Below are 25,959 nucleotides of genomic sequence, written 5' to 3' on the forward strand. Positions count from 1 at the left end.
CCTTTTTAAGGGGGTTGGGGGATCAAAAAGTTTGCTAGGCAACTCTAAAAAACTTGTGTGTACACCCTAGCCTCGCTAGCGGGGAGGGTTAGGGTGGGGTTCTATATTTAAATTTAAAATTTCGTCCCAATCCTTGCGCGAAACCATAGACAACAAATATACTCAAAATCAGTACATACGGTTTGCGGCGAAACTCGTGGATATACTTGCAGGACGCTACGAAATCATCAAAGTATTGGGTGGAGGTGGGTTTGCTGTTGCATTCCTTGCACAAGATAACCTCCAACCGAGTAAACCATTGTGTGTTGTCAAACAATTACGTCCCAACCAAACTCATCCCCGTGTAATTGAATTTTTTGAAAAAGAAGCTGCTATTTTAGAACGATTGGGAAAACATCCCCAAATTCCCCAATTACTGGCACATTTCACCGAACAGGACAACCTGTATATCGTTCAAGAATTTATCGAAGGGCAAGATTTAAGTAAAGAAATCACCTTTGGGAAAAAACTCAGTGAAGGTTATGTCAGCAAACTTTTAGAAGATGTCTTGGGTGTTTTGTCTTTTGTGCATCAACAAGGAGTAATTCACCGCGACATCAAACCCCAAAATTTGATGCGGCAACGTCCAGGTGGAAGAATTTTCCTAATTGACTTTGGTGCAGTCAAAGAACTGGGAACCCTCATGTTAAATACTCAGGGAGAAATAGCTTCCAGTGTTGTGATTGGTACTGGTGGTTATATGCCAAACGAGCAAAAAAACGGTAAACCCTGCTTGGGTAGCGATGTGTATGCAGTGGGGATGACAGTAATCCAGGCACTAACTGGAATTTTACCCTTTGATTTACCAGAAGACCCGCAAACAGGGGAAATAATTTGGCGACAGGAAGCCCCACAAATCAGCGATAATTTGGCTGAAGTGATTTCTAAGATGGTTCGTCGTCATTTTAGCCTGCGTTACTCCTCAGCAATTACTGCGTTAGAAGCACTTAGTTCAATAGTTACCCCAGTCACACCAATTGCCCCCACAGTTACCTTTGATGTTGCCAAGCAAGAATATACTCAAGAAGCTGTAATTCGCGCTCAACAGGGACAAGGTACATTTTCGGTATTTGCGTTGAGAATACTGGAATCGAAGCGGGTGGAGTTGGGTTTATTGGAGGATGAAGCAAGGGAAATTCAAGCGCAAGTTTTGCAACCCTATCGAGATTACCAACGCAAATTACAGGAGTATGAGCAAGCTTTGGTGGAAGCAGTCAAGCTGCAATATCCCTTTAGTGCAGCAGTAGAAAGGGATTTGCAAGATTATCGACAATATTTAGGATTGCGGGATGACGATATTCGAGCGATTGAACAACGGGTATTGGTTCCCCATCAGGGAGGACATCAGCAACAGGAAATAGCTGAACGTCAAAGACAGCAAGCAGAGTTACAGCGTCAGCAAGAAATAGTCCAACAGCAGAAACAGCAAGCAGAAGCGAGAAAACGACAACAGCAGCAAACACCAGCAAACAACCAAATTCAAACCCAGCAATTCGAGTTTGAAGTTGCAACCATAACCAATGTCAGAAAATCCGGGTTTATGGGTTGGGGAAAGACTTGCGATATCAGCTACACCAAAAAACGTGCAGAATTTTTTAGAGAAGATTTGGGGAATGGAGTGGGTTTAGAAATGGTAGCAATTCCTGGAGGTACTTTTCTCATGGGTTCTCCAGATAATGAGCAAGGACACAAAAGTGATGAAAGTCCTCAACACAAAGTTACTATTCAACCCTTTTTTATGGGTAAGTTTGCCGTTACCCAAGCACAGTATCAAGCGATTATGGGAAATAATCCTGCCAGCTTTAAAGGTGAAAATCGACCTGTTGAAAGAGTTTCTTGGGATGATGCTGTGGAATTTTGCAAAAAAATCAGCCAGAAAACAGGACGAAATTATAGATTACCCAATGAGGCAGAGTGGGAATATGCCTGTCGTGCAGGAACAACAACACCATTTTGTTTTGGTGAGACAATCACCACTGATTTAGCCAATTATGGCGGAGTAAAAACAACAGAGGTAGGGAAATTTCCACCGAATGCTTTTGGTTTGTATGATGTGCATGGGAATGTGTGGGAATGGTGCCAAGATGATTGGAATAATAATTATAATGGTGCGCCGACTGATGGAAGTGCTTGCTTAACTGGTAATGATAATCGAAAGCTGCTGCGTGGTGGTTCCTGGTTCTACTTCCCAGCATACTGTCGTAGTGCCTTTCGCGTCAGCATTACGCGCGATAATCGTTACGACTCCTACGGTTTTCGTTTAGTATTCTCTGCGTGAGGACTTCCTTACCCTTTACCCTCTTTCTCTTTTGCCCTTTACACTTCTTTCCTTTTCCCTTCCCTCCGCCTAACGGCGGTAATTTTTTTTGAGATAATTGCTTTTTCTAGAAACCAGGTTTCACCATCTTGGTAAACAAACCATCGAACACTAAAAACCCAAAGAAACCTGGTTTCCTGTGCAGACAAATCAATCCGCAGCAACCTCATAGTCTCATCTCACCGAAAACTCAGGTTGTTCACGACTTCTCGTCTTCGAGGGAAACCCGGTTTTCGTCGTCCAATCAAAAATCATCATACTGAGTGATGAAAAAACCGGGTTTCGGAAATCTCCAATTGATATTTTTAGTCTGCCTACACCCAGCTAACGGAAGAAGCGCGATACGGGAGCATCCCAGTTTTTATTTCGCATAAAAAGAATAATATTGTCATTGCGAGGAGGAACGACGAAGCAATCCCGCAATCTTCAATATTAACGAGTCAATGGGATTGCCGCGCTCCACTTCGTTGCGTAAGCGCTATCGCGCACGCTAAGAGCGAACGCTAAGAGCGAACGCAATGAGATGCAAAAGTGGGATGCTCCCCGCGATACCGGTATCGCACCGAAAGCTACCTTCTGGTAGGCGTGCCTTATGATATTGATGTATATATAAATATCAATATCAATCGAGTCAGAATTTAATCCTTGCTAAGAGTTCATATTTTTGAGAATTATCCAGATGACTCAAAGTCTCCCCGAAATCCAACTCTACACTATCGATGAATTCATTGAATGGTATCCTGAAAATTCCATTAACCATTATGAACTACACAAAGGAATAATCTTTGAAATGCCTTCACCAAGCGGAAAGCATGAAGCCGTGATTGGATTTTTAACTGTATTTTTTGCTACTCTCTTATCACAAATAGGTTCTCAATATCGAATGCCAAATAGAGCCTTTATTAAAACTCCAGAAAATGATTCATTATACAATCCTGATATCTTAATTCAAGATTACAGCAATGTTAAAAATGAACCGCTATGGGGTAATAGACCAATTTTATGTCAAGCTGAATCAATGCCCTTAGTGATTGAAGTTGTTAGCACTAATTGGCAAGATGATTATTATCATAAGTTTGCCGACTATGAGAAAGCTGGCATTCCTGAATATTGGATCTTGGATTTTGAAGCTTTTGGTGGGCGAAAATTCATCGGCAACCCCAAACAACCAACTATTTTTGTGTGCGAATTAATTGAAGGTGAATATCAGATGACTCCCTATCGGGGAAATAGCCCGATTAAATCACTGTTGTTTCCCAATTTGAATTTGACTGCCCAACAGATTTTTGACTCAGCGTTGTCATAAGCTAGAAGCATCTACGGTTTTTCCTTGCTTGAACTGAGTAAGCGATCGCTTTCAATGACTAGCTACCATTGACAGGTGATTTAAGTAAATGAATCCTCCCTAGCAAACTGTCAAATAACTTTACATTTTTTAGGAAACTTCAAAAAGATGTAACGATTTATATCCAATTGTAAGAGTACACACACCACATATGTAACATTTAGCAAAAGAGTTTTCAAGAGAAAATAAACTATGCCTTATATCAATGAAGAAAACGGTTTATTAAACAACTTTGCCCGCGAACCAAAGGTTTATCACTCAGAAGCTCGCACTGTAGAACAAAAGCGTAACTTGATGTTCATGAGTGTTGGTACTTCTGTCTTAGTGGGTGCTTTAATTGCTATTGCCTATGCTGTATCGAGCATTGGTTAAAAATAAACATTTTTTAAAAAAATTAGTCTTCATTCTTTTCACGGCTCCTCATTTTATTGGAGCCTATTTTTTTTGGTGGTTAAATCTTATAAGTAATAATACTATACAACTAGGTGATATTTCTTGCTCACTACTGGATGTATATAGAAAATTATCCTGAACAAAGATGTAATTGGATGAAAGTAATTGTCATAAGTAGGTAGACAAAAATATTTACCACGACTGCGTACTTATGCGGGGAAGAAAAAGATCTCCACAGATGCGAATCTGATAACTTGATCAAAATTTTCTTGCTATCACTGCTAGTCTTGATGGAAAGAGATCTTAATAAGAAGCCCTTGTGGTTATTTATTCAACTCACCTTCAAGAAAATAAAATTGTTTAAATAAAAACTATCTTACCTGCTACTTATTAACCCTGTTTTCTCCTGTCCCCTGCTTGCAGCCATGAGCGTGAATGAAACTATACACCCCGAAAATTCTACTTGGAACAAACAAGTATATCTCCGTCTCAAAACCGCTTTGAGCCTCGGATTGCGGCGACAAATATTTGTGGCTGTATGCGATGATTTAAACTTCAGAAATAAGATTGCGGCTCGTTTACATTCAACCTTAGCTTATCCGGTTGGACAGGTATTAAATCAACCCGCGAGTTGGCGTGAAGCAAGTACACAAGCTTATCCCAAGTTGGTGACGCTCCGCCTAAATCTCAATGATCCTAACCCGATTGCCCAGATGAATCAGTGGTTAATGAATTATCCACCGCCAATTGTGGGGGAAACTCAGGATACACCGGGTAGGACTTTACCCCTTCCGGCATTTCAATTGGTGGGAATTGAGCAGTTAACTCGTCAACCTGTAGCTACACAAAGATTATTTTTAAATTACTTGCGGTTGATTGAGCAATATGCATCAACCCTAGAATCGAATCGATTTTTAGAATCAAGTTTATTATTATGGGTTCCACGCCCTTGGTTGTCAGCAATTCAGCAATCAGCACCCCAATTTTGGCGTTATCGTACAGGCATGTTTGTTTTTGCTGGGGAACCAACTCCCATCGCTCCAGAAAAGACTATTCCAGAAGATTTATCTCGTCAACAAGATTTAGATTTAGAAAACTTTGAGAAATCAATTCTAGATCATGCGCTTGCCAATCTTGCCAATGATGATTTTGAATTTCCAAAAGAGAAAGAAGTCACGCGACACCAACCCAAAAAACCAGAACCTGCTCATTTAAAGTCTGAATTACTGGCGGTAGAATTAGCCCACGAAGAAAAATCTTCTGGGGTTGTCACCCTTGAAGCAATACCAGCACCAACATCACATATTGTTAAAGAGTTAATCGAATTAGTGGTGGCAACAACTAATACAACTACTGCCAATGATCATGAGACTAATTCTCCACACAAGATTTTAGCGGAAATCGAAGCGCTACATGTACGTCAAGCACCGGATGAAGAAATAGCATTAGGTTATCAACTACTTGGTAATCTATACCGACAGAGAATTGAGCGGGGAGATTCGACTTTAGAAAACCTGATGGTGGCAATTATTGCCTATCAAGAGTCAGTAAATCATGATGAAACATCTCCTCGTGTTCCAGACATTTTAAATGATTTGGGTACGCTGTATTGGATGTTATATCGAACACCGTCAAATTCTGAGGAAGGACAGTCATATATTCAGCAAGGAATTGAGTTTTATCATTTGGCATTAAACCTAATTTCTCCGGAAACACACACAGATATTTATGTGCGAATCCAAAATAATTTGGGAACAGCTTATGGTGATTTAGCAAAATTCGCTAACCCTGCGGAGAATTGGGAAGCTGCTGTTTCTGCTTATAATGAGGCATTAAAGTATCGTTCCATTGATGAACCGCTGAAATACGCAGCATTCCAGAATAATCTAGGGACAGCGTACTGGCATTTAGGTCAATATAGTCAACCAGTGGTTCATTTGAAACAAGCGATCGCATCTTACAACCAAGCGTTGATATACTACAACCCGCAGCAGGAAGCCCTCAAATATGGAATGATTCAAAATAATATTGGTACTGCTTACTGGAATTTGGCACAGTATGAACAGCCAATGGAACATCTCAATGCTGCTATTTATGCCTACAGCGAAGCCCTAAAGTACCGCACAGTAAATAATTTACCCGTAGCTCGTTCTGCAACCCAAAACAACCTAGCAACGGCTTATTGGCACTTAGCAAACCAACCCCAAATTCCCAAAGAAGAACGTCCTAAATATCTCCAACTTTGCATTGCTGCTTATAAAGAAGCCCTTGATTTAGCCCACGCTTTCACAGGAATGGCTTTGAGTTTTGATATTTTTGCCACCCACAACAACCTGGGATTAGCTCAGTATCAACTTGTTCACGATGTCCATTATGATGGTGATAAAAATGAGCGCCGCGAAAACATCGAAGCGGCTTTAGATAACCACATTCAAGCTTTGAATGGAATGATTCGACAACCCGAAGCCTATCAAAATACAGTGACAAATATTATTAAAGTCATCCGTGCTTTCCATAATGAAATGGGAATTCAAGGACAAAATCTCGCTCTCTCAAAGATTCCAGGACAATTACTGCCAGAAATCCTTCCAAAACTTTCATGAGACATCTGTATCTTTACAAAATTTTGTATAATTGGGATGTGAGCATATTTAAACTTTATGCAAGTCGAGAATTGGAGTTAATCAAAAGGAAGCAGGGTACCAATTTCCAGTAGAACCCAATCAAGACAAACAGATGGGTTTAAAAGTCAACGTAGCTTAAGTTATATATTTTTTATTTAGAGGTATACAAAATTATGTCATCCATAAAACGCTTTAGCGCCGGGGCAATAATTGGCTTAGTTATTGCTGCTATATATTGGAGTACAACTTATTACTTTGGATATGAGTTAACTTTAATTCAGGGTATTGGCGGCTGTTTGCTATTAGCGGGTATTTGCGGTTTGATGTCACTGAAATGGGGATATCAAACGTTACAAACTTTGTTAGATAATTTGCATTATCATTAAATTCATCAAAAAAAGGGAATAGTTTTCCCGTCTTCCATATACCCCACCTAATCAAGCAATGAACAAAAAACCCAAAATTATCCTTGATACAGATCCAGGTGGGGATGATATTTTTGCTTTACTATGGCTACAAAGCCTAGTTAGGCAAAACTTAGCGGAAATAGTCGCAATCACTACAGCCCAAGGTAATGTGGAAGCAGAAGTAACCTTTGCTTGTGCGAGTCAAGTTATGGGATTACTGGGTTTAGAATCATCGATTCCCTTGGGAAAAGGGGTAATTTGTCAACAATTAGAAATAGGTGATGCTGCCTATATCCACGGAAACGATGGTATGGGAGGTTTATCGGGAACCTTACCGAAATCACAGCACAATTTTGAGATTGCACCGGCAGCAGATGAGGTGATTATTGAGCAACTTTCCGCTTCCCCTGGGCAGATTACCATAATAGCGATCGCGCCTTTGACAAACTTGGCTGCTGCTGAGGAAAAATGCCCTGGTATCCTCAAATTAGCTAAAGAAATCATCATCATGGGGGGTGCATTTCAAGTCCCCGGAAATGTGACAGCGAATGCTGAATTTAATATTGGCTTTAATCCCGAAGCTGCGGAAATTGTTTTCCAAAGTCGTACCGATATAGTTGTTTTGCCATTGGACATCACCAATAAGTTAATTTTTACTCCAGAAATGGCTGTAGAACTAACTAAAGAACAACAAAATCATTCAATATCTAAATTTGTGATGGCTTTGACAGAATTCATGACAAAAACATCACTTGTTTATCGTCAAACTGAAGGCAAAAATGGATTCTTAATTCATGATGCTGCAACAATTGCCTATCTTTTTTACCCTGAAACTTTATTGTTACAAAGAGGAAATGTAGAAATTGAGCTAAATGGAAAATTAACCAAAGGTCAAACTTTTTTGGATCACCGACATTTTCCGAAATCTCAATCAAACTCTTGGGTAGCTTTGGAGGTTGATAATTATAACTTATTGGCTTGTTTTATCGAAGATTTAAAGCATTTGTGAAAATATCTTCACACCCAAAATACTAAACAATTTTGCTTTAGGTTAGCATTTTTATACCAGAAAATAAGACTATCTACAATTTACACTTTCTCAACAAAATATTAATCCTCTATTCTCCTAAAACTAAATCTCTAAAACATATTTTTTAGATCAATTTCTGATTCCGAATAATTTTGGCATATCAATAATTATATCAATTCAAATAATGATTGTAACATCCTCAACTGTAGAGACTTAGCACTGCTAGGTCTCTACAAATATCTATCTGTCGCATTGTCTTTTAAAACTGGTATTACTATGTATAATAATTCGACTCAAATCTTACATCAAACAGCAATTAATTTTCTGGAACAAAACCAATTAAAACGATTAGAAATATTAAAAAAATACGGCATAGCTCGCTATACTTTTCTGACAAAAATGTCATGTAATCAAACAAATATAGTTTGTGTGATGCGATATTTACAAAATCCCCAATTTGTCAAATTTCCCAATTTAGTGGATGCTGATTTATCTAACTTAGTTTTAGATGAAGCTAATTTTATTCGTGGTAACTTAACAGGAGCTAACTTAGAGAATACCAGCTTGGTGAATGCCGATTTGATTTTTGCTAATTTGACTAACGCAAATTTACAAAATACTAATTTATCTGGAGCCACATTAAATGAAACAATTTGGCAAGGCGCTTTAGTTAAGGGATGCAATTTCACCAACACCAGTGGTTTAAGCGATGTCCAACGTAAAGATTTACAAAACAGTGGCGGAATCTTTGACAATTTGGCAGATGATATCTAGGTGAATTAGGGAGTAATAAAAAATGAATTTACCGAAAAAGCTAATGTTACTGGGTGCAGGCGAACTCGGTAAAGAATTTGTGATTGCGGCACAACGCTATGGTAACTATGTAATTGCAGTTGATCGCTATGAAAACGCTCCAGCAATGCAGGTAGCTGACGCTTTTGAAGTAATTTCGATGCTGAGTGCAGATGACTTAGAAACTGTAGTAAATAAGCATCAGCCTGATTATATTATCCCAGAGATCGAGGCAATTAGAACCGAAAAACTGGCAGAATTTGAGCAAAGGGGAATAACTGTGATTCCCACTGCTGCCGCCACCAACTATACAATGAACCGCGATCGCATTCGAGAACTAGCCCATACACAGCTAGGAGTCAGAACTGCTAAATATGGCTACGCAGCTACCTTGGAGGAATTAGTCACAGCTAGCGAGCAAATTGGCTTCCCTAACGTGGTAAAACCCGTGATGTCATCTTCTGGAAAAGGACAGTCGGTGGTAGCCAATCAACGAGAAATAGAGGCTGCTTGGAATTATGCGATCGCTAATTCTAGAGGTGACAGTCAAAGGGTAATTGTCGAGGAGTTTATCAATTTTGAAATTGAGATTACCCTTCTCACCATTAAACAATGGAACGCTCCCACAATCTACTGTAGCCCAATTGGTCATCGTCAAGAACGCGGAGACTACCAAGAATCTTGGCAGCCCGCAGCTATCAGCGATGAAAAAATCCTTGCATCCCAAGAAATCGCCAAAAAAGTCACCGATGCTTTAGGCGGTGCAGGTATATTTGGCGTAGAATTCTTTATTACCAAAGATGAAGTCATATTTTCCGAACTTTCACCCCGTCCCCACGACACAGGAATGGTGACACTCATTTCCCAAAACCTGAACGAATTTGAATTGCATCTGCGGGCAGTTTTAGGATTACCAATTCCCAAAATTGAACTATTTGCACCATCTGCCAGTGCGGTAATCTTAGCCTCATCAAAATCCGACTCAGTTAGCTTTAGTGGTATTGCCGAAGCGCTAGCAGAAACCGACGTTGATATTCGTTTATTTGGCAAACCTAGTTCCCATCCTTACCGACGTATGGGTGTCGCCCTAGCTAAAGCTCAAAATGTCACCATCGCTAGAGAAAAAGCCATAACAGCGGCTAATAAAGTCTCCATTATTAACTCCTGAATTAAAATATACAACGTATACAAGATATACTTGATATCATTAACCTTGTAAGATATGACACTCTCAAAATATAGTTTTTTGTATGATCCTAAATTCCGGATTATACAACCACTACCGATTATCTCATCCAGATATAAACTAAGTCCGAATCTTCTGCTAATCCCAGAAAAGTAAGCTCAAAGCCTTGTTTTTCCCTGACGATTGCGTAAGTCCTGAAAGTTGCAATCGATAAATGCCACAAATGAATATTTTATGAGTTTTTCTGATCATCGAGAAAATTAAATAATTACGACTTCCGCAAAAATAATTAATACTTGCTCATTTTCATAGTCACAGTAAATTTACGTTTTTCACCATGCGTATAATTGCTTTGTTGGCAACCCCCTAAGTAGGTATCTTTTACTCAATAATTGCTTCGGTAATCACAGTTAAAGAGAGTGATTGTTAAGTTTTACAAAAAAAATCACACTTTACCTTTAAAATATCTTGGGCAGCATTTTATGCTTAACCAGATCTAATTCTCACGGCATCACTGGACACCAATGTAATAACCCTTGTTGTTACAAATTGCTCCTCACCACACCAGATGCAAATTCGGAGAAAGCTGTAAAACTCAGCATCTTTGAGAAAAACATCCTGTATCTACGAATCGTCAGCGTAGGTGCTTGTATAATATTTACTGTTTGGCAATTCTGCCTGAGTAATGTTATATACTTACACTTAGTGGTGTAACACTATATACTGACTACTTGAAACACAAGTCTAGCCATCGGGCATTTCTCTTAGCTATTCACAAACTATGAAACTTGAGGATATACATAAATTCTTTGACAATCCTCCGCCAACTTATCTCTGTCAAGAGTTAGCAGTCTGCTATATCTTGTCTGTTTTACTACAAGGAGAATCTTACGGTACTGAGTTAATTCAAAAGCTAGAAAACGAATATCCAACCTATCGGCTCTCGGATACAGTGCTTTACAGTGCTATTAACTTTCTTGAAGACGAGAAAGCCATCACTGGTTATTGGAGAAAACTCGAAGGGCGAGGTCGTCCTCGGCGAATGTACCAAGTCACTCCTGAATGGCAAGATCGTTCTCAAGAGCTAGCTATTTTGTGGCAGGGATATATCAAGCGGAGAATAAATTATGACAAGGATATATGAACTGGAGGACAATTTAACCAATAATTAGTAGTGAACAAGTTGCTCCAGTAAAAACAAAAAATAGTATGGATACTGCTATTCTGCCATCCACGTTGCTGCTGACACTATTGATGTTGGTAGGGTTACTATTCTTTATCCGCGCCTCTACTAAAGACCGTATAGAAACAGCACAACTGGTATCACAGCAAGATGAAGCCACTTTCATGTCTGGGTTAAAGGAATATTTTCAACACCGGGGTTATCGAGTGGCAGCGGTAGACTCCCAGCGAAACGAAGTAACCTTTGAAGGGTTTGTTCGACCTAGCGTTTTTCTAGCTGTGTTCCTAACACTGTTAGCTGCTACGGGCTTACTTTGCCTCACATTGGTAGTCTTACAACTTTTTCCCAATTTAAGTATTGCCCTTGCTGCAATTGTGCTTCTATCCCCATTAAGTGGTATTTTCTACTGGAAAAAAGCTGGAAGGCTTGAGAAGGTATCGCTCTTAGTAAAACCAACCAAAGAGGAGAATAGCAACCCCCTAAGCCGAATAACTGTTGTTGCTCATCGAGACGAGTTAGCTCAATTGCAAAGTTCATTAAGCTTGAAGCTTGACCAAAATTAATGGTACACAAGCCTTGTCACATCGACAGGCTCAGTGCATCGCCTTCTAGGGCGAGTTTTTCAAGTGTTATGCTAAAGTTCAAGCAGTTGCCATAGGGCATTAAAAGACTAAAGCCAGGGAGTAGTATAGTATGCCAGTAGTAATATCTGAATCATCAGAACTGCTGACTTACTTGTGCTACTTGGTCGAAGCTTACAGCAGTTTTTGATTAGAACCACCACAATAATCGAGGGGAAAACTCTTGTTTATCCCCATAATTGGTGAGATTATTTCTATAAAATTATTTTCACAAATCACTTCAAGGCTATTTAATCTGTTATCAGTTACCAGTTATCAGTTATCAGTCAAGAGTAATGTGTTTATCATTGGGTTTAAATACCCCACCATACGCCTTGATAGCTGTTCATTGTTCACTGATTTAAACCGTTCTATAAAACTTAGCCAAAGCTAACCAAGTCCAAACCTAAACTAGGACTTACGCACTCGTTACGGGAAATCAGGTGTTTGAGATTGCTACTCTGCGAGAAGCCTCTCTGCTTCTACCTTACGTTGCAATGACTGTGTTTACCTTGTCCTTGGGTAAGTCCAGCTAACTAAGCATGTCAATTTGGACATTAATTATATCTACAAAATATACGAATTCATGAAAAAACATCTTCGGAGGCTGTTGCCCCCGAAAGATTGCGCTAGACATTATCAGAATCTCCAGACTCTGAGTTTCGCGCATACCGCAAGGTCTGATGAATTCCAATTTTTTTAGACTTTTTCTTGGTTGTCGTTGAAAACTTAGGCTTGTGAACTGCCCCACCACCAGATAGAGGGGGTTTTCTAACTCATTATTGGTTACTCATTAACTCCCTGCCAGAGATTTTTATATCAATACATAACAATCTACTCATGAAAAGCGGCATTACCTTTTCACGAGTGGATTTTTTTGATGTTTTTGAAATATCCTCACTGGCAAAGTGGCTGCAAAATTAAAAAAAAATAAATTTTTGAATAAAAGTAGCTTTTTTGCCAGTAAATAATTCTCAAGGGTTGCGCTCACCCACACCCCAAAATGACCTTAAATGAAGATTTATCGACCTGCTAAAGCCAATAATTCTTGCCCTGAAGGAGGCTCCAAGGTTCTTAAACTGGGAAAGAGGAAATGGTTCTCCTCCACATACTGAGCACCGAAAAGTCCTTTCTCTGCCCAGAAGTAGCGGTCAGTGGTATGTTCGTTGCGTTTGACAAGTAACAAGGCAGGTGGCAAAATTCCTTCGGATTGAATAAATTTTCTTGCTGCTGTTACTGGCTTCTCTTCACCACTTTCGATGCTGTACTGAGGTACATGTTCCAGGATGCGTCGCCCTTCCTGACGACGGCGACTCTTCCGCTTGCGTCTCCTTGCCAAGCCAAAATCCTCCCCTTTCAAGCTATCTCTTTCAAGCCGTAGATTGTAGTTATAGCTACAAAATCCGTCGTAATTATAAAAGTTCTGGTTAAAAAAAGCAACTGTTTTTAAACTTTTGATACAGATTTGCCATTACCCTTTCAACCAGATCGATCAAAAGCTGTGAAAGCTATAATACCTTGGAAGAAAGCAGAATTTAAAAGTTTTGGTTAACATTTGTAAAATGGAACAAAAATAATTCTTTTCTGATTTGATTTTGGGTCGGTAATTTTCAGCTTAACTAAGTGAAAAAATGTTAATATCTGCCAGTTCGGAGTTTGTCGCTCTGTGTCGAGAGCAAATGGCGCTACTAGCTCAAGGGCTAGGGGCTTCTTTGAGCATTGTTTATTTGACACAGGAACTGATGGAGACACAGGCAGATGAGGCAAAGCTAATTCCTGTGCTAGTTTATCCAGAAACACCAGAATCGAGTCAAGGAAAACTGAAATCTTCTGACTTTCCTCAGCTTGGAACGATAACGGCTGATATTAGTGTCAAAGGCTTAAGATTTGCAGCCCAAAATAAACTTGCGCTACCACACTTACATCAACGTTTGTTGACTTCGGGTGAAGATTTAGTCCTAGTGCCAGAAACAAGTTCTCCAATGTCACAGGAAGAATATTTATCGATAGGAAAGCAAATTGTTCTGCCTCTGTTGAACGAAGATAGAGTTGTGGGTGTGTTGGTGACAGCAAGGGATGATAGAGCTTGGAATGAGCAAGAGCAAAGGGAAATTGAGAGGATTGCTCAAACTTTAGCCATTGCTTGTATTTTGGATCGACAACGGACTTGGTTACAGCAGCAATTACACCAACAACAAATTTTCCAGGAAAAGCAGCTGGATTTGTTAGATAATTTGTTACACCAGTTTCGCAATCCTCTAACTGCTCTACGAACTTTTGGGAAATTGCTGTTGAAGCGGTTGCGTGCGGGTGAAGCAAACCGGGAAGTAGCAACGTCGATTGTCAGAGAAAGCGATCGCTTACAGGAATTGTTGCAGAAATTTGATGAGGCAATTGATTTAACGGGTGAGGATTTAATCCCCTTACTTCGCTCGCAAACAGAGGTTGTGGTGGAAGCATCGGTACAACCTCTAAAGCCAAAACTCTTGTTACCCGGTTCTGATGAAATAGAAACCGACTGTGATTTGATGGAAGTATTGCAGCCGCTACTTGATTCGGCGTATGCGATCGCGCAGGAACGAAACTTAGAATTAATTACAGAATTTCCCCTCAAATTACCCCTAGTGCGGATAAACCACAAGTCATTACGGGAAGTTATCAGCAACATCCTCGATAACAGCTTAAAATATACTCCTAACGGGGGCAAAGTCTTAGTACAAACAGGATTAGAAAAACCAGGTTTTCAAGGTATCGCTATTAGTGATAATGGTCCAGGTATCCCCCAACAAGATATAAAGCATCTTGGAGAACGCCACTATCGCGGTGTACAGGCAGCAACTCAGATTCCTGGGACTGGATTAGGTTTAGCCATTGCCAAGCAGCTTCTAGAGCAAATGCAGGGCAATTTGGAAGTGTTTAGTCCTGCATTTAATTCCACAATCAAATCTAGCAAAACAGTAGGGACGACTTTTATTATTTGGGTAAGGGAAATAATCAGTTGACAGTTATCAGTAAACAGCTAGCATCTGGAAACCTGAGCCAAATTCGAGAATTTAAGACTGTGATAACTGATTGCATCCACAGATGGATAGGCAGTTACACCAATTCGGTTAAAATCTTGATTGGAAATGATACATCTACAGGTTTGAGACGATGGGACAAAAATCGGACGATTCTCAGCCAGATAAAGACTTGGTGAGTGAAGGCAAAAAAAATTCCATTATTAGTTTCTGGAACAGTACCACGGCAAATGCCACCAAATTCTTACCTGTAGAACAATTGGCACATAAAATTGTCGCCTGGTTTAGTGTCAGCGATGGAAAAATTGCTGAGATTTTAGAGAAAGTCCGTAGCGAATTACCAACCACCGAAGCCTTATTAATTGGTAAGCCCCAAGCTGGAAAAAGCTCGATTGTGAGGGGAATTACGGGTACATCCGCTGAAATTATTGGTCAAGGTTATCGTCCCCACACTCAACATACTGAGCGCTATACATACCCAGCTAATGATTTACCTTTGTTGGTATTTACAGATACTGTGGGCTTGGGAGATGTTAATCAAGACACAAATTCCATTATTCAAGAATTAATCACAGATTTAGAACAGGAAACCCGACGGGCAAGGGTGTTAATTGTGACGGTGAAAATTAACGATTTTGCCACTGATACTTTACGAAAAATTACTCAGGAATTACGGCAAAAATACCCAGAAATTCCCTGTTTACTAGCTGTAACTTGCTGCCACGAGGTTTACCCTGGAAGTATCGAAAATCATCCCAGTTACCCACCAGATTTTGCAGAGGTAAATCGCGCTTTTGACGTAATTAAAGAGACTTTTGCCGGACTTTATGATCAATCTGTCCTGATTGATTTTACCTTGGAAGAAGATGGCTATGATCCTGTATTTTATGGCTTAGAAGCATTACGCGATCGCTTGGCTGATCTATTGCCTACTGCTGAAGCTAAAGCGATCAATCAACTGTTAGATGACACTACTACACAAGAAATTGGAAATCTTTACCGAGATGTCGGACGACGCTATATTTTAGCGTTCTCAATTATGGCAGCCAGTACCGCTGCTTTACCCCTACCTCTGGCTACAATGCCAGTTCTGACAGCTTTACAGGTTTCGATGGTGGGAGTCCTAGGTAAATTATATGGTCAAACATTAACGCGATCGCAAGCGGGGGGAATTGTTAGTACCATCGCTGGGGGTTTCCTAGCAAGAGCGATCGCCAGGGAACTAGTAAAATTTATACCTGGTTTTGGTAGTGTGATAGCTTCCTACTGGGCAGCAGCCTATACTTGGTCACTAGGTGAAACTGCCTGTGTTTATTTCGGCGATTTAATGGGGGGTAAAAAACCTGATTCCGAGAAAATCCAAGCTGTGATGCAAGAAGCTTTTAAGGATGCACAGGAACGGTTTATAGGAATTTGAGTGTTTGTTAATTTATAGCTCTTGGGGAGCATAAATAGTTAGTTTTTCTTCCAGCAGATATTTCAATATCAATTGGGTTGCCATTACTAATCCTAGTTTGGCTTGAATTAACTGTGCTGATTTTGGTTGTTGTCTCTCACCCCAAATTGAACATTGACTCCAAAAACTGTCAAAAGCTTTAGATAAAGCAACACAAGATTTTTCGTAATATCTCAAATCCAGATTACTACAACAGACTAATTGATCGACAACTTGGATTAATTCACCAATCAGGTTTTGGCAAGCTGGATGTGTCAAACACATTCGATTATCATCTAACCAGGGTATCTGCTGCGGTTGTTTAAATCCCTCACGCACAGCTAACTGTAACAATGAGCAACAACGCGCATGGGCATATTGGGCAATAAATAACTTCTCAGATAAATTAGGAATTGAGATGATGGAGTTCTTTTGTTCACTCCCGGTATCGATAATACTTTGTAAACAGGTGGACGCGATCGCATCAGACACTCGGATATGGATCCAACCTGGAGATACAACACCCACTTGATAGTTTTCACTGTAGTTTACAGAAAAATGAGAAACGATTTGACTACAAATAATGGAAATGTCACACTTGAAGACCTTTGAGAGTTTCAGAGCAACTCCGGAAATATACAAAACTTTACAATTTTCTCTGGTTTTGTACAAAGGAATCTCTTCTATTTCACTAAAACTCAAATTTTGATCTTTAGTATAAATACTCAAAGTAGCTACTAAATAACCATGTATTAACCGTTTAATCGCCGTATATTTGCTCACTAGTAGCATTTTATGCATTTAATCTCTGAGTAACAGCGGCAAAACTACCAAACATGCTGTATTTCTGTCATCTATCTTTCGACATAACTTTATCTTTGGCAGAGAAAAATAATAATTACATAAACTTTGGTAAAACTCGGTATTTTCTATCACATCTCATAGTACAGTAGAATGTATAACAGAAGAGTAAGGCTTTAGTTCTTACCTTTTTTTTAGATGGCTGGCATCGTTAGGTGTTAAGCCTGACCCGCCAACACAAAGACACTCCTTGCACTTTTTTTGACGTCTTTGTCTTCAGCCGAACGTTTTTTGTTACCTATGCAATCTCCATCCTCCTTTTCCGAGGCATCACGTCCTTTCTTAACTTGGCAACGTATTCTTGACTGGGCTCAAGAACACTATCGTTGTCGTACTTTCAGCAAAGATGAACGCGTTCCAGCCCGTCCTGGATTGCTTTATCTCGTGCAAAGAGGTGCGATTCGGATGGTGGGCACAGCCCAAGTCAGCGCAACTGCCAGTCAGTTAACATCTAGACGCATAAACAGAACCCCAGAAGAAGCCTTCTTGGGATTTGTGGGTGCCGGACAGCCATTTGAAATAGTTGCTCAGTCGCCTTTCACACTCCAAGCTTACGCCCACGTTGATCAAACTGCGGTGTTGTGGATGTACTGGCACGACCTAGATAACTGGCCCCATTTTCGCCGTGAAGTCATGGACGCGTTCAGATACCAACACCAGCGCAAGCTTTTGTGGTTGAGCGCTCTGGGACAACGCCGCACCATTGATAGGTTACTTGGATTCCTCACCTTGTTGATTGAGGAATATGGCGAACCCGCTATGAGCGATACTGATCCTGATGTAATCCGTGGCTATTGTTTGCCCTTCCCCCTCACCCATGCCCAAATTGGTAGTGCGATCGGTTCGACTCGCGTCACCGTAACTCGCTTGATGGGTAAACTACGCCAACGTGGTTTAATTTTGACCCAAGGTGATAATTTAATTTGCTTGCCAGCAGATTCAATTAACCGAGCTGGCTAAAATAGTTTGCAGCAGGTGTCAGCGAATATCGATTTATCTTGCCCGGATCAACGTATTCCTGACTCCTGTCCCAGCAAAAAGGTCAAACAACAAACTAAATCAAACAAAATTGTCGCTCAATTTAATCATCTTGCTTGGCTATCACAAGCAGATTGTTGATGTTGAGTGTGAACTAAAACTGGATGACCTCAATGTTCCATTAGTCGCTTTTACTAGAATGTTCTTCTGGGAGGATGAATGTTCTGAGTAAATAAGACAACGCAGCCCTGGTGTTTGCCTAAAGGTATGGGCTGAGTTGAACATTGAGGAATCACTTCAGCCCAGTCAGTATGTGAGCAATTCAACTACTATTTAATCCGAACAAATCCGGCTTTTGTGATCAATTCTTGTCCTTGATTGGTAAGAAGCAAATTAGCATAGGCTTCTCCAGCCTGCTGCTCTGTTTGAGCATTTTGTTTAATGATGACAAATAGCTGCCGAGTGATTGGATATTGGTTTTCTTGGCTTTGAAAAGCCTGTATATTAACTTGATTCCGTTTTTTGGGGCATTCGCTTAACGGTACAAACGGTTCTTGATAGGGCGGGATTAATTTATCCGGTTTGCGTCCTACGGGTAAAGGTTTTACCCCACATTGCCCAACGATCTCAGGCGCTGAAGCGTAGTAGATACCGCCAGATTTTTTACTAATATTTCGTAAAGCTTCGGTTGTGTCGGAGGTAAATTGAATATTTTTAGTCAATTTTTCCTTTCCCAAGACGTTTTTAACGAAGAATTCCACTGTACCCCCATCTTCAATGCTGCGAGAATAAGCAACTATTGGCAGATTTTTCTTACTACCTAGTTGATTCCAGTTTGTCAGTTTACCTGTGTAAATATCCCTAAGTTGGGCAAGTGTTAAGCCAGGTATATCTAAATTAGGATGAACTGCAACCGCTATTCCATCGACTGCAACTGGAATTTCTTTCAGAGTAAAGCCTTTTTGTTGTGCCTGTTGATATTCTTCTGCTTGTAATGAACGAGATGCTTGGGAAAAAACTAATTGGTTATCAATCAACATTCTAATCCCGGTATCTGTTCCTGGAGTACCTGTAACAGGAGCGGTATAGATTAATCCAAACTGAGGGTATACAGCTTTGATAATTGAGTCTACTTCAGCCCGAATTGGTGCCCAAGTGGTACTACCTCCATAGCGAAATAAGCCAGAGGGAACATTGCTAACTTTGGCGAACGTTGAGGAATCGCTTGGATTTGGCTTCTCAATATCAGTTTGGTTGTCAGTTTTGTTGCCAGAGTGCAAAATATTAGGAACACTAGTAGTTTGGGAAACCCAAAAGTAAACACCACCCACCAATGCTAATGTCATCGCCAAAGATGAAACTAGAATTACAGTTTCGTTTTTTTTAGTCATAAGTGATATGGGTGGTTTAGAGTCGTAATTGTTGAAATCTAGTCAGAGCATGAGATGGTAGATAACAATTTCCAATATTTCCCTGTTTTTGTCTAATCTTCAGTTAGGAATAAAATCAAAGCCAGTACCAGAACGGGTTCCCGGTGCAACCCTGACTAGTTGTACTGAAGCATTTCGATCCCCTGATGGCAGGAACCTAATTGTGCCAGAAGCACCTGTAGTTGAAAATTCAGTTGAAGAAAGGCTTTTTTGAATTCCGGTGCGACTGGGTTCAAGTTCTAAAGCTGCAATTAAAGCACGGGTAGCATCATATGCTAAAGCTGTTCGCCAATTTACATCAGCACCCCATAATTGCCGAGATACTTGAGGAAATTCGGATTTGGCATTCCCATCAATATGCCAAGGAATCGCTACCACCATACCTTCGGCTTGTTGCTTACTTATTTCTAGGGTTTTGAGGGAGTACATATCATCTCCGGCTAAGATAGGTAGTTTTTTCTGATTTACCTGCACAACCTGTAAAGCTTTATCAAGGGTGCTAACGTTACTAGCCAGCATAATTACTTCTGCACCTTGCCTTGCTGCTTGTTCGAGGCTTTTAGCTGCACTAAAATCTGGTTGAGAAAAATCAAATTCCCCTGATACCTGTCCACCTTCTAGGGATACTGAGGAAACAAATTCTGATTTTAGGGATTGACTGTAATTACTGGCAGAATTGAAGAATACGGCAACATTTTTTTTCTGAAGTTTTGTTGCCATGTGGTTCGCTAATGCTCTAGCAGCGATAAAGTCACTGGGAACGGTGCGGAAAACGTAGGGATTTTTCTGCTTGGAAATCTCAACTGAGGTGCTAACTGCGGATATAGCAACCAATTGCTCAGATTTGTAAATCTCTCCAGCGGCTAGTGTCACATCGCTGGAAAAATGACCTACAACTCCTAATATATCTTTGTTTTTAGCTAGGTCGGCAGCTAGAGTTTTGGCAATCTGAGGGTTATCATCGTCGTTAGCGATCGCTATTTTCAACAAAGTACCTTTAATCCCACCTTTGGCGTTAATGTCATTTTGTGCCTGGGCTACTCCCCGCAGCACTTCCAAAGCAACATTGGGTTCTGTGGAGAAGGGAACTGCAACTGCAATCCCATAATTTTCCCCTGCTTTGATTTTGGCATTATTCAAAGCAATCAAGGTTTCGGGATCATTGGGTTTGGCTTTGATTGCTGCTGATAAGTCGGTAATTGCTTGGTCATAATTTTGCTCTTTGAGGGCTTGAAATCCTTTCTTTTTTGAGTTTTCTGGCTCTCCAGGGGTGAAAATAGTCTCACCAAAACTAATTCTATTATTGTTCTTATTGAAACTTATTGGAGGTTTTTGAACTTCTGTGTTGGCGGCAATATCACCTCTCCTAAGCTGACGATCATAACCTCCCTCTGAATTTTTACCAGAAGTCAAATTAAATATCCAAAAACCAATACCAATTAAACCTAAAGTAATCAATAAAGCTAAAAGCAGAATTGTTGTTTCTTTCTTCTGCGACATAATCGAATTCTGACTCCTGAAATGAAAATTAGAGTATTTGTGATAGCAAGTTATATATCAGGCGAAATAGTGATGTAATGGCAATGGCGACTAATGCGGCTGCAACTGCAACCAAAATAACTGTGGGAATTGTAATAGAACCATGCAGTAGGGGGATAAAAAGTATAATTCCGAAGGTGATCCCCGGAATAATTAGTAGGTCTGAACCATCAACAATTCGTTGTCTTTGGAGAATTACCAACACAACTGTGATCAGCGAGGCAATGACAACTGCTGGGACGGCTGATTTCAGCAGGCTAAAAAGGACAATGGCAATTAGTCCACCTTGAAATCCACAAAAAGCCGCTCCTGTCAACATTTCCACTGTTGAAAAGGGCTGAATCTTGGATTGTGATGATTGTGCAGTTGGTGTAGCAGAATTATCCAGCGCACGCAAAACTTCAGCCGCTGACTGAAAGCGTTGATTGGCTGCTGATAATAACATTTTGTCCAGAATATCGGCTAGACGAGGCTTGATCTTGACATGCGATCGCCATTTGAATTCATTGTCACCAGAGTCAAATAGTTCGTTAGCTGGTTTTCCTGACATTAATGTAATAATCGTAACACCCAATGCATACAAATCTGTCGATGGAAAAACCTGACCACCTGCCATTTGTTCTGGTGGGGCAAATCCTAGGGAATAAATCCCAGTGGAGGGGGTAGAAGAAAGACTGGGGGAATTTGTAACTTGTTTGACAGCACCAAAATCCAGGAGATATAACTTTCCCGTGCGATCGCGCATAATATTTGATGGCTTAATATCGCGGTGGATAATATTCTTAAAGTGAACAAATTCCAGTACTTTGAGAACTTCCCGCAATACTTCTACTGCTTCCGACTCCGAGAAGTTCCCATTTTGAGCAAACTCTTCTTCCAGATTTTGCCCATCAATATATTCTTGAACCAAGTAAAAAAACTGATCTTTGTGTCCTGGTGGAGAACTTTCGACACTAACGGGAAAATAGGCGAATAATTCGGGTATTTGGTCATGTTGAGCGCCAATTTCCTCTAAAACAGTAGCTTCTCGCTCAAACAAATTTTGCGCTAACTGCAACTGATCTGGTGATAAAGTGACTGCGGGTTGAAATTGTTTGACAACACATTTCTTCATTCCTGGGGTATAGCGATCGCGTGCCAAAAAAGCTGCACCAAATCCACCTTTACCCAGTAATTTTGTTGGTATATAACGCCCCGCCAAAAATAGCGGCATTCCACAACTGGTACAATACTTTTGCGAAATATGTCGCAGGGTTGTATTGTCATCAAGATCCTGGAAATTATTTTGTGGGCGGGGACATTGGGGACGAGTGCAGTAAACTTCCATAATGTTAGTTAAACTAGTCCGAAGTCAAAAGCCAATGGTGGAAATCATCAGACGCGAAGAGTTTTGACCAAACACAAAGCAGATGTCGCGGAAAATAGACAAATTGAAACCCCCTGACTTCAATTATGAAGATTTTCCCAGCGATATGCTGCTGCGTCTAGCGCCAAGATTCTACCAGATTATCCCCACATCCTCTTCAATATCGAGAAGTTGACTGTTGACAACAGACAATTTTGATTATTCTTTTTCCGCACCAGATATATCAGCATTTAAACCGTTTACCACTAGTTCCCTAGGTGCCGATTTTAACACATCTTGATTCCATCCAGGAGTCGCAAACTGTGGTAAAATCTCACGACTAAAAGCCTCAGCCGCTTTAGAGCGGTAGCGGTTAGGATTATAAATTAGCCACAAAGTCCGTTTCACCACCACCCCTTCAATAGCTGCACTATGGAGAAATCCCATTTGTAGCTCTTTGGTAATAGCAGAAGTGGAGACAAAAGCGGCACCTAAACCCGATTGAACAGCATTTTTAATTGCCTCAATGGAGTTTAATTCCATTTCCACTCGAAAACGTCTCGCATCAATGTCACAGCGGGTTAATACCTGATCAATTACCTTGCGAATTGTAGATTGGGAATCCAGGGAGATAAATTGGAGTTTATATAAATCTTCTCTTTGAATCGTTTCCAGTTTGGCGAAGGGATGGTTAGTAGGTAAAATCAGTACTAATTCGTCCTCCGCATAGGGAACGATTTCCAGTGATTCCGACAATTCACCAGGTATTTCACCACCAATAATTGCCAAATCCACCTGTCCATTTGCCACACTCCAGGCTGTACGACGGGTAGAGTGGACATGTAGTTGGCAAGCCACATCCGGGTATTTTTGGCGAAACATCCCAATCATCCGGGGTAACAAATAGGTACCCGTGGTTTGGGAAGCACCAACAATTAAAGTACCTCCTTGGAGGTTTTGTAAATCCTCAACAGCGCGACAGGTTTCTTGACATAAACTGAGAATTTTTTCGCCATAATTTAGCAATAAATGACCAGCTTCAGTTAATTGAGCACGTCGTCCACCACGATCAAACAAGGGAACATCCAACTGTCGCTCTAAGTTTTGCACTTGCAAACTCACAGCAGGTTGGGACACATAAAGACTATCAGCAGCACGCTTAAAACTCCCTTCTGCGGCGATCGCTTTCAGGATGCGTAACTGATCTAAAGTAAAAGGAAGGTCAGACATAAGGCTCAACCTACAAACTCTGAACGGAGCAGTATTGCAATGGAAATATCTGTGTCAGTTGATTTTGGCACAGTGGGAAGCATTGCATCTTCAACTGAGACTCAACTAAAGGTGATTTAATATTGGAAACTGAAATGGGAGTAGATAGTAAAGCAACATCTTGAGTAAAGCCTCCTTTTGTGGACTTTGTGATATTTTTTGTACTGGGATTGAGTTTTCGTGATTCTTACTTCACGTATTTTTGGGTAGATTATTTTTTGGATATGTATTTTACTATGATGCTGCCAACTTGGTTAACTCCTAGTCATTTTGTCATGCTAGGGTTACAAATTATTTTTGCGATCGCTCATAGCGGGGGAGCAGCTTTACGTCCTTGGGCAGAAAAAAAAATTGGTGCAAGACTGTACCGTGTTTTTTTCGCCTTGGTCAGCTTACCTTTAGCTACGATTTTAATTATCTACTTTTTTAACCACCGCTACGATGGTTTGCAGCTTTGGCAAGCACAAAGTATACCTGGAATCCAAAACCTAGTTTGGGTATTTTCAGCAATTTCGTTTTTATTTTTGTATCCTGCCACATTCAATCTACTAGAAATTGCAGCCATTCAAAAGCCCCAAGTTAATTTGTATGCAACTGGGATCATTCGCATTACCCGTCATCCTCAAATGGTGGGACAGGTAATTTGGTGTATTGCCCATACACTTTGGTTAGGTACAACTTTCACCTTAGTTACTTCCCTCGGATTGATTTTGCACCATACATTTGGAGTATGGCATGGAGATCGTCGGCTATATCAGCGCTATGGTGACGCTTTTACCGAAGTCAAACAGCATACTAGCATTATCCCCTTTCTCGCCGTCATTGATGGTCGCCAATCATTGAAATGGCAAGAATTTATTCGTCCTGCTTATTTGGGAGTCACCATATTTGTACTGGTGTTTTGGTGGCTGCACCCTCTGCTAATTTCGTCAACTAGTAGGATACAATTTTAGTCCTGACACAGCGATTCTTGACTATATGGCTTACTTAAGAAATAAAGAGGGGATCATTATTATCAATTGCTACCAAATGGATGTAATATAGACTGGTGTAGCTAATCATTCGGGGGTGCAGATACTCAGTTTGCAACTTGATCTTATGATTAACGATTAACATCAAAAGCCAGATTAGCTAGCTTCCTGCTGACAGCATCCCGGCTTTAAAATCGTGATCTCCAAATGTCAAGATTTCAAATGATTCTCATAAATAAGGTGCAACTTGACACCAAATGCCAAATCAGAGTGGAAATATTGACGTATTTCTATTTTCTATCTTGACCATTTATCTTCTAGGTAACTTTCAAAACTTCTAGATAAATCTCCCATCATTTCTGTGAACAGTTAATTATCAACTGTCCATAGCATTTTCAGATGAGATAACCCCTAAATTCGCATCCCCGAAGATAGCTCAATTAATAATATAAAAACCATATTAAATACAGAGGCGTCATGGTGTTGTTGGTTAACGATAGAACATTTAATCAAGAAGTTTTACAGTCTCCTGTTCCCGTTTTGGTCAACTTTGAAGCACCTTGGTGTGGTTTGTGCCGAATTATTCATCCGTTGCTATTGCAGTTTCAAGCTCAATGCGATGGAGAGGTTAAGCTGGTTAGAATCAATGCCGATGATAATTTTAAGCTGGCTAACACCTACCGACTAAAATCATTACCAACCTTAATTCTGATCGAGAACGGTGCAGTTAAACAACGTTTAGAAGGATTTCGCGGACGTGATGATTTAAATTCAGCCCTCGCAGAAATTAGAAACTCCTATACCAAATTTGCCAAAAGCTATACTACATCAGAGGCAGCTAGCGTCAGAAAATAACAACGCACGAAGCTGACGAACCATTTCCCCGCATCAGATTTTTTCAGCAAACCCTACGATATTTATCGTTTGATGGGCTGATTCTGAGCTAACTTAGAAGGAGAGTGATTTGTTCTGAGGCTAATTCTCAGTGTACCCAATCTATTTTTGGTCAAAATTTAAGCAACCTATTTTCGAGATACTGATAGGGATGCTAATCAACAGGAACCAACTCAGCCCACAGTTAGCCATCTTCAAGCTGTCCTGTGTACCCAGAGGGTATTCAGAACATCTAACCAAGGACTTGGTGTTAAAATCTAAAGCTTAACTTAATTACCCCG

Annotated in this window: 21 protein-coding genes; 15 read left to right on the forward strand and 6 right to left on the reverse strand. The window is 40.3% G+C overall.

Annotated elements, in window-relative coordinates:
- Window positions 1-196: 196 nt before the first annotated feature.
- The 10 genes from CAL6303_RS08520 to CAL6303_RS08565 all read left to right on the forward strand — a co-directional run bounded on the left by CAL6303_RS08520 (window position 197) and on the right by CAL6303_RS08565 (window position 11,879).
- Window positions 197-2,317 carry a bifunctional serine/threonine-protein kinase/formylglycine-generating enzyme family protein gene (locus CAL6303_RS08520; RefSeq protein WP_015197438.1) on the forward strand — a complete coding sequence of 707 codons (2,121 nt, stop codon included), beginning with the start codon at window positions 197-199 and terminating at the stop codon, window positions 2,315-2,317.
- A 718-nt stretch (window positions 2,318-3,035) separates the two neighbouring features.
- Window positions 3,036-3,662 (forward strand): Uma2 family endonuclease, encoded by a 627-nt coding sequence (locus tag CAL6303_RS08525; protein WP_015197439.1) that lies wholly within the window; start codon window positions 3,036-3,038, stop codon window positions 3,660-3,662.
- Between the two features lie 231 nt (window positions 3,663-3,893).
- Complete coding sequence (psb34, locus tag CAL6303_RS08530; protein WP_015197440.1) at window positions 3,894-4,073, forward strand: photosystem II assembly protein Psb34; 180 nt, start codon at window positions 3,894-3,896, stop codon at window positions 4,071-4,073.
- Window positions 4,074-4,519: 446 nt separating this feature from the next.
- Window positions 4,520-6,697 carry a tetratricopeptide repeat protein gene (locus CAL6303_RS08535; RefSeq protein WP_015197441.1) on the forward strand — a complete coding sequence of 726 codons (2,178 nt, stop codon included), beginning with the start codon at window positions 4,520-4,522 and terminating at the stop codon, window positions 6,695-6,697.
- A gap of 194 nt (window positions 6,698-6,891) precedes the next feature.
- Window positions 6,892-7,104, forward strand: coding sequence for a hypothetical protein (locus tag CAL6303_RS08540; RefSeq protein ID WP_015197442.1), 213 nt, complete (start codon window positions 6,892-6,894; stop codon window positions 7,102-7,104).
- Between the two features lie 58 nt (window positions 7,105-7,162).
- Window positions 7,163-8,134 (forward strand): nucleoside hydrolase, encoded by a 972-nt coding sequence (locus tag CAL6303_RS08545; protein ID WP_015197443.1) that lies wholly within the window; start codon window positions 7,163-7,165, stop codon window positions 8,132-8,134.
- A gap of 297 nt (window positions 8,135-8,431) precedes the next feature.
- Window positions 8,432-8,929: a pentapeptide repeat-containing protein gene (locus CAL6303_RS08550; protein WP_015197444.1), complete on the forward strand. Its 498-nt coding sequence runs from the start codon at window positions 8,432-8,434 to the stop codon at window positions 8,927-8,929.
- Between the two features lie 22 nt (window positions 8,930-8,951).
- Window positions 8,952-10,115 carry a formate-dependent phosphoribosylglycinamide formyltransferase gene (gene purT, locus CAL6303_RS08555; RefSeq protein ID WP_015197445.1) on the forward strand — a complete coding sequence of 388 codons (1,164 nt, stop codon included), beginning with the start codon at window positions 8,952-8,954 and terminating at the stop codon, window positions 10,113-10,115.
- Window positions 10,116-10,914: 799 nt separating this feature from the next.
- A complete protein-coding gene (locus CAL6303_RS08560) occupies window positions 10,915-11,277 on the forward strand; it encodes a PadR family transcriptional regulator (protein ID WP_015197446.1) in 363 nt (120 codons plus the stop codon).
- 65 nt (window positions 11,278-11,342) lie between these two features.
- Entirely contained in the window at window positions 11,343-11,879 is a 537-nt protein-coding gene (locus CAL6303_RS08565; protein ID WP_015197447.1) for a cofactor assembly of complex C subunit B, read from the forward strand.
- Between the two features lie 1,078 nt (window positions 11,880-12,957).
- Here CAL6303_RS08565 and CAL6303_RS08570 read toward each other — a convergent pair.
- Window positions 12,958-13,275, reverse strand: coding sequence for a DUF3155 domain-containing protein (locus tag CAL6303_RS08570; protein ID WP_015197448.1), 318 nt, complete (start codon window positions 13,273-13,275; stop codon window positions 12,958-12,960).
- Window positions 13,276-13,567: 292 nt separating this feature from the next.
- Here CAL6303_RS08570 and CAL6303_RS08575 point away from each other — a divergent pair, with 292 nt between their 5' ends.
- Entirely contained in the window at window positions 13,568-14,938 is a 1,371-nt protein-coding gene (locus CAL6303_RS08575) for an ATP-binding protein (protein ID WP_015197449.1), read from the forward strand.
- A 151-nt stretch (window positions 14,939-15,089) separates the two neighbouring features.
- Window positions 15,090-16,373 (forward strand): GTPase family protein, encoded by a 1,284-nt coding sequence (locus CAL6303_RS08580; protein ID WP_015197450.1) that lies wholly within the window; start codon window positions 15,090-15,092, stop codon window positions 16,371-16,373.
- Between the two features lie 12 nt (window positions 16,374-16,385).
- Here CAL6303_RS08580 and CAL6303_RS08585 read toward each other — a convergent pair whose 3' ends face one another.
- Entirely contained in the window at window positions 16,386-17,183 is a 798-nt protein-coding gene (locus tag CAL6303_RS08585) for a DALR anticodon-binding domain-containing protein (RefSeq protein WP_041740362.1), read from the reverse strand.
- Window positions 17,184-17,492: 309 nt separating this feature from the next.
- Between CAL6303_RS08585 and CAL6303_RS08590 the strand changes: the two genes are divergently transcribed.
- Window positions 17,493-18,212 carry a Crp/Fnr family transcriptional regulator gene (locus CAL6303_RS08590; protein ID WP_015197452.1) on the forward strand — a complete coding sequence of 240 codons (720 nt, stop codon included), beginning with the start codon at window positions 17,493-17,495 and terminating at the stop codon, window positions 18,210-18,212.
- A gap of 347 nt (window positions 18,213-18,559) precedes the next feature.
- On the opposite strand, the gene CAL6303_RS08595 is transcribed toward CAL6303_RS08590, so the two are convergent.
- The 4 genes from CAL6303_RS08595 to CAL6303_RS08610 all read right to left on the reverse strand — a co-directional run bounded on the left by CAL6303_RS08595 (window position 18,560) and on the right by CAL6303_RS08610 (window position 23,774).
- A complete protein-coding gene (locus tag CAL6303_RS08595) occupies window positions 18,560-19,621 on the reverse strand; it encodes a PstS family phosphate ABC transporter substrate-binding protein (RefSeq protein ID WP_015197453.1) in 1,062 nt (353 codons plus the stop codon).
- Window positions 19,622-19,720: 99 nt separating this feature from the next.
- Window positions 19,721-21,160, reverse strand: a complete 1,440-nt coding sequence (locus CAL6303_RS08600; RefSeq protein ID WP_015197454.1) for an ABC transporter substrate-binding protein — start codon at window positions 21,158-21,160, stop codon at window positions 19,721-19,723.
- Between the two features lie 28 nt (window positions 21,161-21,188).
- Window positions 21,189-22,526 (reverse strand): serine/threonine-protein kinase, encoded by a 1,338-nt coding sequence (locus CAL6303_RS08605; RefSeq protein ID WP_015197455.1) that lies wholly within the window; start codon window positions 22,524-22,526, stop codon window positions 21,189-21,191.
- Between the two features lie 237 nt (window positions 22,527-22,763).
- Complete coding sequence (locus CAL6303_RS08610) at window positions 22,764-23,774, reverse strand: LysR family transcriptional regulator (protein WP_015197456.1); 1,011 nt, start codon at window positions 23,772-23,774, stop codon at window positions 22,764-22,766.
- Between the two features lie 275 nt (window positions 23,775-24,049).
- Here CAL6303_RS08610 and CAL6303_RS08615 point away from each other — a divergent pair, with 275 nt between their 5' ends.
- Together CAL6303_RS08615 and CAL6303_RS08620 are read left to right on the forward strand one after the other, a co-directional pair.
- Window positions 24,050-24,766: an NnrU family protein gene (locus CAL6303_RS08615; RefSeq protein WP_015197457.1), complete on the forward strand. Its 717-nt coding sequence runs from the start codon at window positions 24,050-24,052 to the stop codon at window positions 24,764-24,766.
- A gap of 495 nt (window positions 24,767-25,261) precedes the next feature.
- On the forward strand, window positions 25,262-25,639 hold the full coding sequence (locus CAL6303_RS08620) for a thioredoxin family protein (protein ID WP_015197458.1): 378 nt from the start codon (window positions 25,262-25,264) through the stop codon (window positions 25,637-25,639).
- Window positions 25,640-25,959 lie beyond the last annotated feature (320 nt).

Source organism: Calothrix sp. PCC 6303, from assembly GCF_000317435.1.
In the GTDB taxonomy this organism is placed as follows: domain Bacteria; phylum Cyanobacteriota; class Cyanobacteriia; order Cyanobacteriales; family Nostocaceae; genus PCC-6303.

Bases quoted from the DNA above. Each gene is read 5' to 3' on its own strand.
- CAL6303_RS08620 (WP_015197458.1), top strand. From the start codon at position 25,262: ATGGTGTTGTTGGTTAACGATAGAACATTTAATCAAGAAGTTTTACAG.
- CAL6303_RS08590 (WP_015197452.1), top strand. From the start codon at position 17,493: ATGCAATCTCCATCCTCCTTTTCCGAGGCATCACGTCCTTTCTTAACT.
- purT (WP_015197445.1), top strand. From the start codon at position 8,952: ATGAATTTACCGAAAAAGCTAATGTTACTGGGTGCAGGCGAACTCGGT.
- CAL6303_RS08585 (WP_041740362.1), bottom strand. From the start codon at position 17,183: ATGCTACTAGTGAGCAAATATACGGCGATTAAACGGTTAATACATGGT.
- CAL6303_RS08615 (WP_015197457.1), top strand. From the start codon at position 24,050: ATGATGCTGCCAACTTGGTTAACTCCTAGTCATTTTGTCATGCTAGGG.
- CAL6303_RS08595 (WP_015197453.1), bottom strand. From the start codon at position 19,621: ATGACTAAAAAAAACGAAACTGTAATTCTAGTTTCATCTTTGGCGATG.
- psb34 (WP_015197440.1), top strand. From the start codon at position 3,894: ATGCCTTATATCAATGAAGAAAACGGTTTATTAAACAACTTTGCCCGC.
- CAL6303_RS08550 (WP_015197444.1), top strand. From the start codon at position 8,432: ATGTATAATAATTCGACTCAAATCTTACATCAAACAGCAATTAATTTT.
- CAL6303_RS08545 (WP_015197443.1), top strand. From the start codon at position 7,163: ATGAACAAAAAACCCAAAATTATCCTTGATACAGATCCAGGTGGGGAT.
- CAL6303_RS08560 (WP_015197446.1), top strand. From the start codon at position 10,915: ATGAAACTTGAGGATATACATAAATTCTTTGACAATCCTCCGCCAACT.
- CAL6303_RS08525 (WP_015197439.1), top strand. From the start codon at position 3,036: ATGACTCAAAGTCTCCCCGAAATCCAACTCTACACTATCGATGAATTC.
- CAL6303_RS08575 (WP_015197449.1), top strand. From the start codon at position 13,568: ATGTTAATATCTGCCAGTTCGGAGTTTGTCGCTCTGTGTCGAGAGCAA.
- CAL6303_RS08535 (WP_015197441.1), top strand. From the start codon at position 4,520: ATGAGCGTGAATGAAACTATACACCCCGAAAATTCTACTTGGAACAAA.
- CAL6303_RS08600 (WP_015197454.1), bottom strand. From the start codon at position 21,160: ATGTCGCAGAAGAAAGAAACAACAATTCTGCTTTTAGCTTTATTGATT.
- CAL6303_RS08580 (WP_015197450.1), top strand. From the start codon at position 15,090: ATGGGACAAAAATCGGACGATTCTCAGCCAGATAAAGACTTGGTGAGT.
- CAL6303_RS08610 (WP_015197456.1), bottom strand. From the start codon at position 23,774: ATGTCTGACCTTCCTTTTACTTTAGATCAGTTACGCATCCTGAAAGCG.
- CAL6303_RS08605 (WP_015197455.1), bottom strand. From the start codon at position 22,526: ATGGAAGTTTACTGCACTCGTCCCCAATGTCCCCGCCCACAAAATAAT.
- CAL6303_RS08565 (WP_015197447.1), top strand. From the start codon at position 11,343: ATGGATACTGCTATTCTGCCATCCACGTTGCTGCTGACACTATTGATG.
- CAL6303_RS08540 (WP_015197442.1), top strand. From the start codon at position 6,892: ATGTCATCCATAAAACGCTTTAGCGCCGGGGCAATAATTGGCTTAGTT.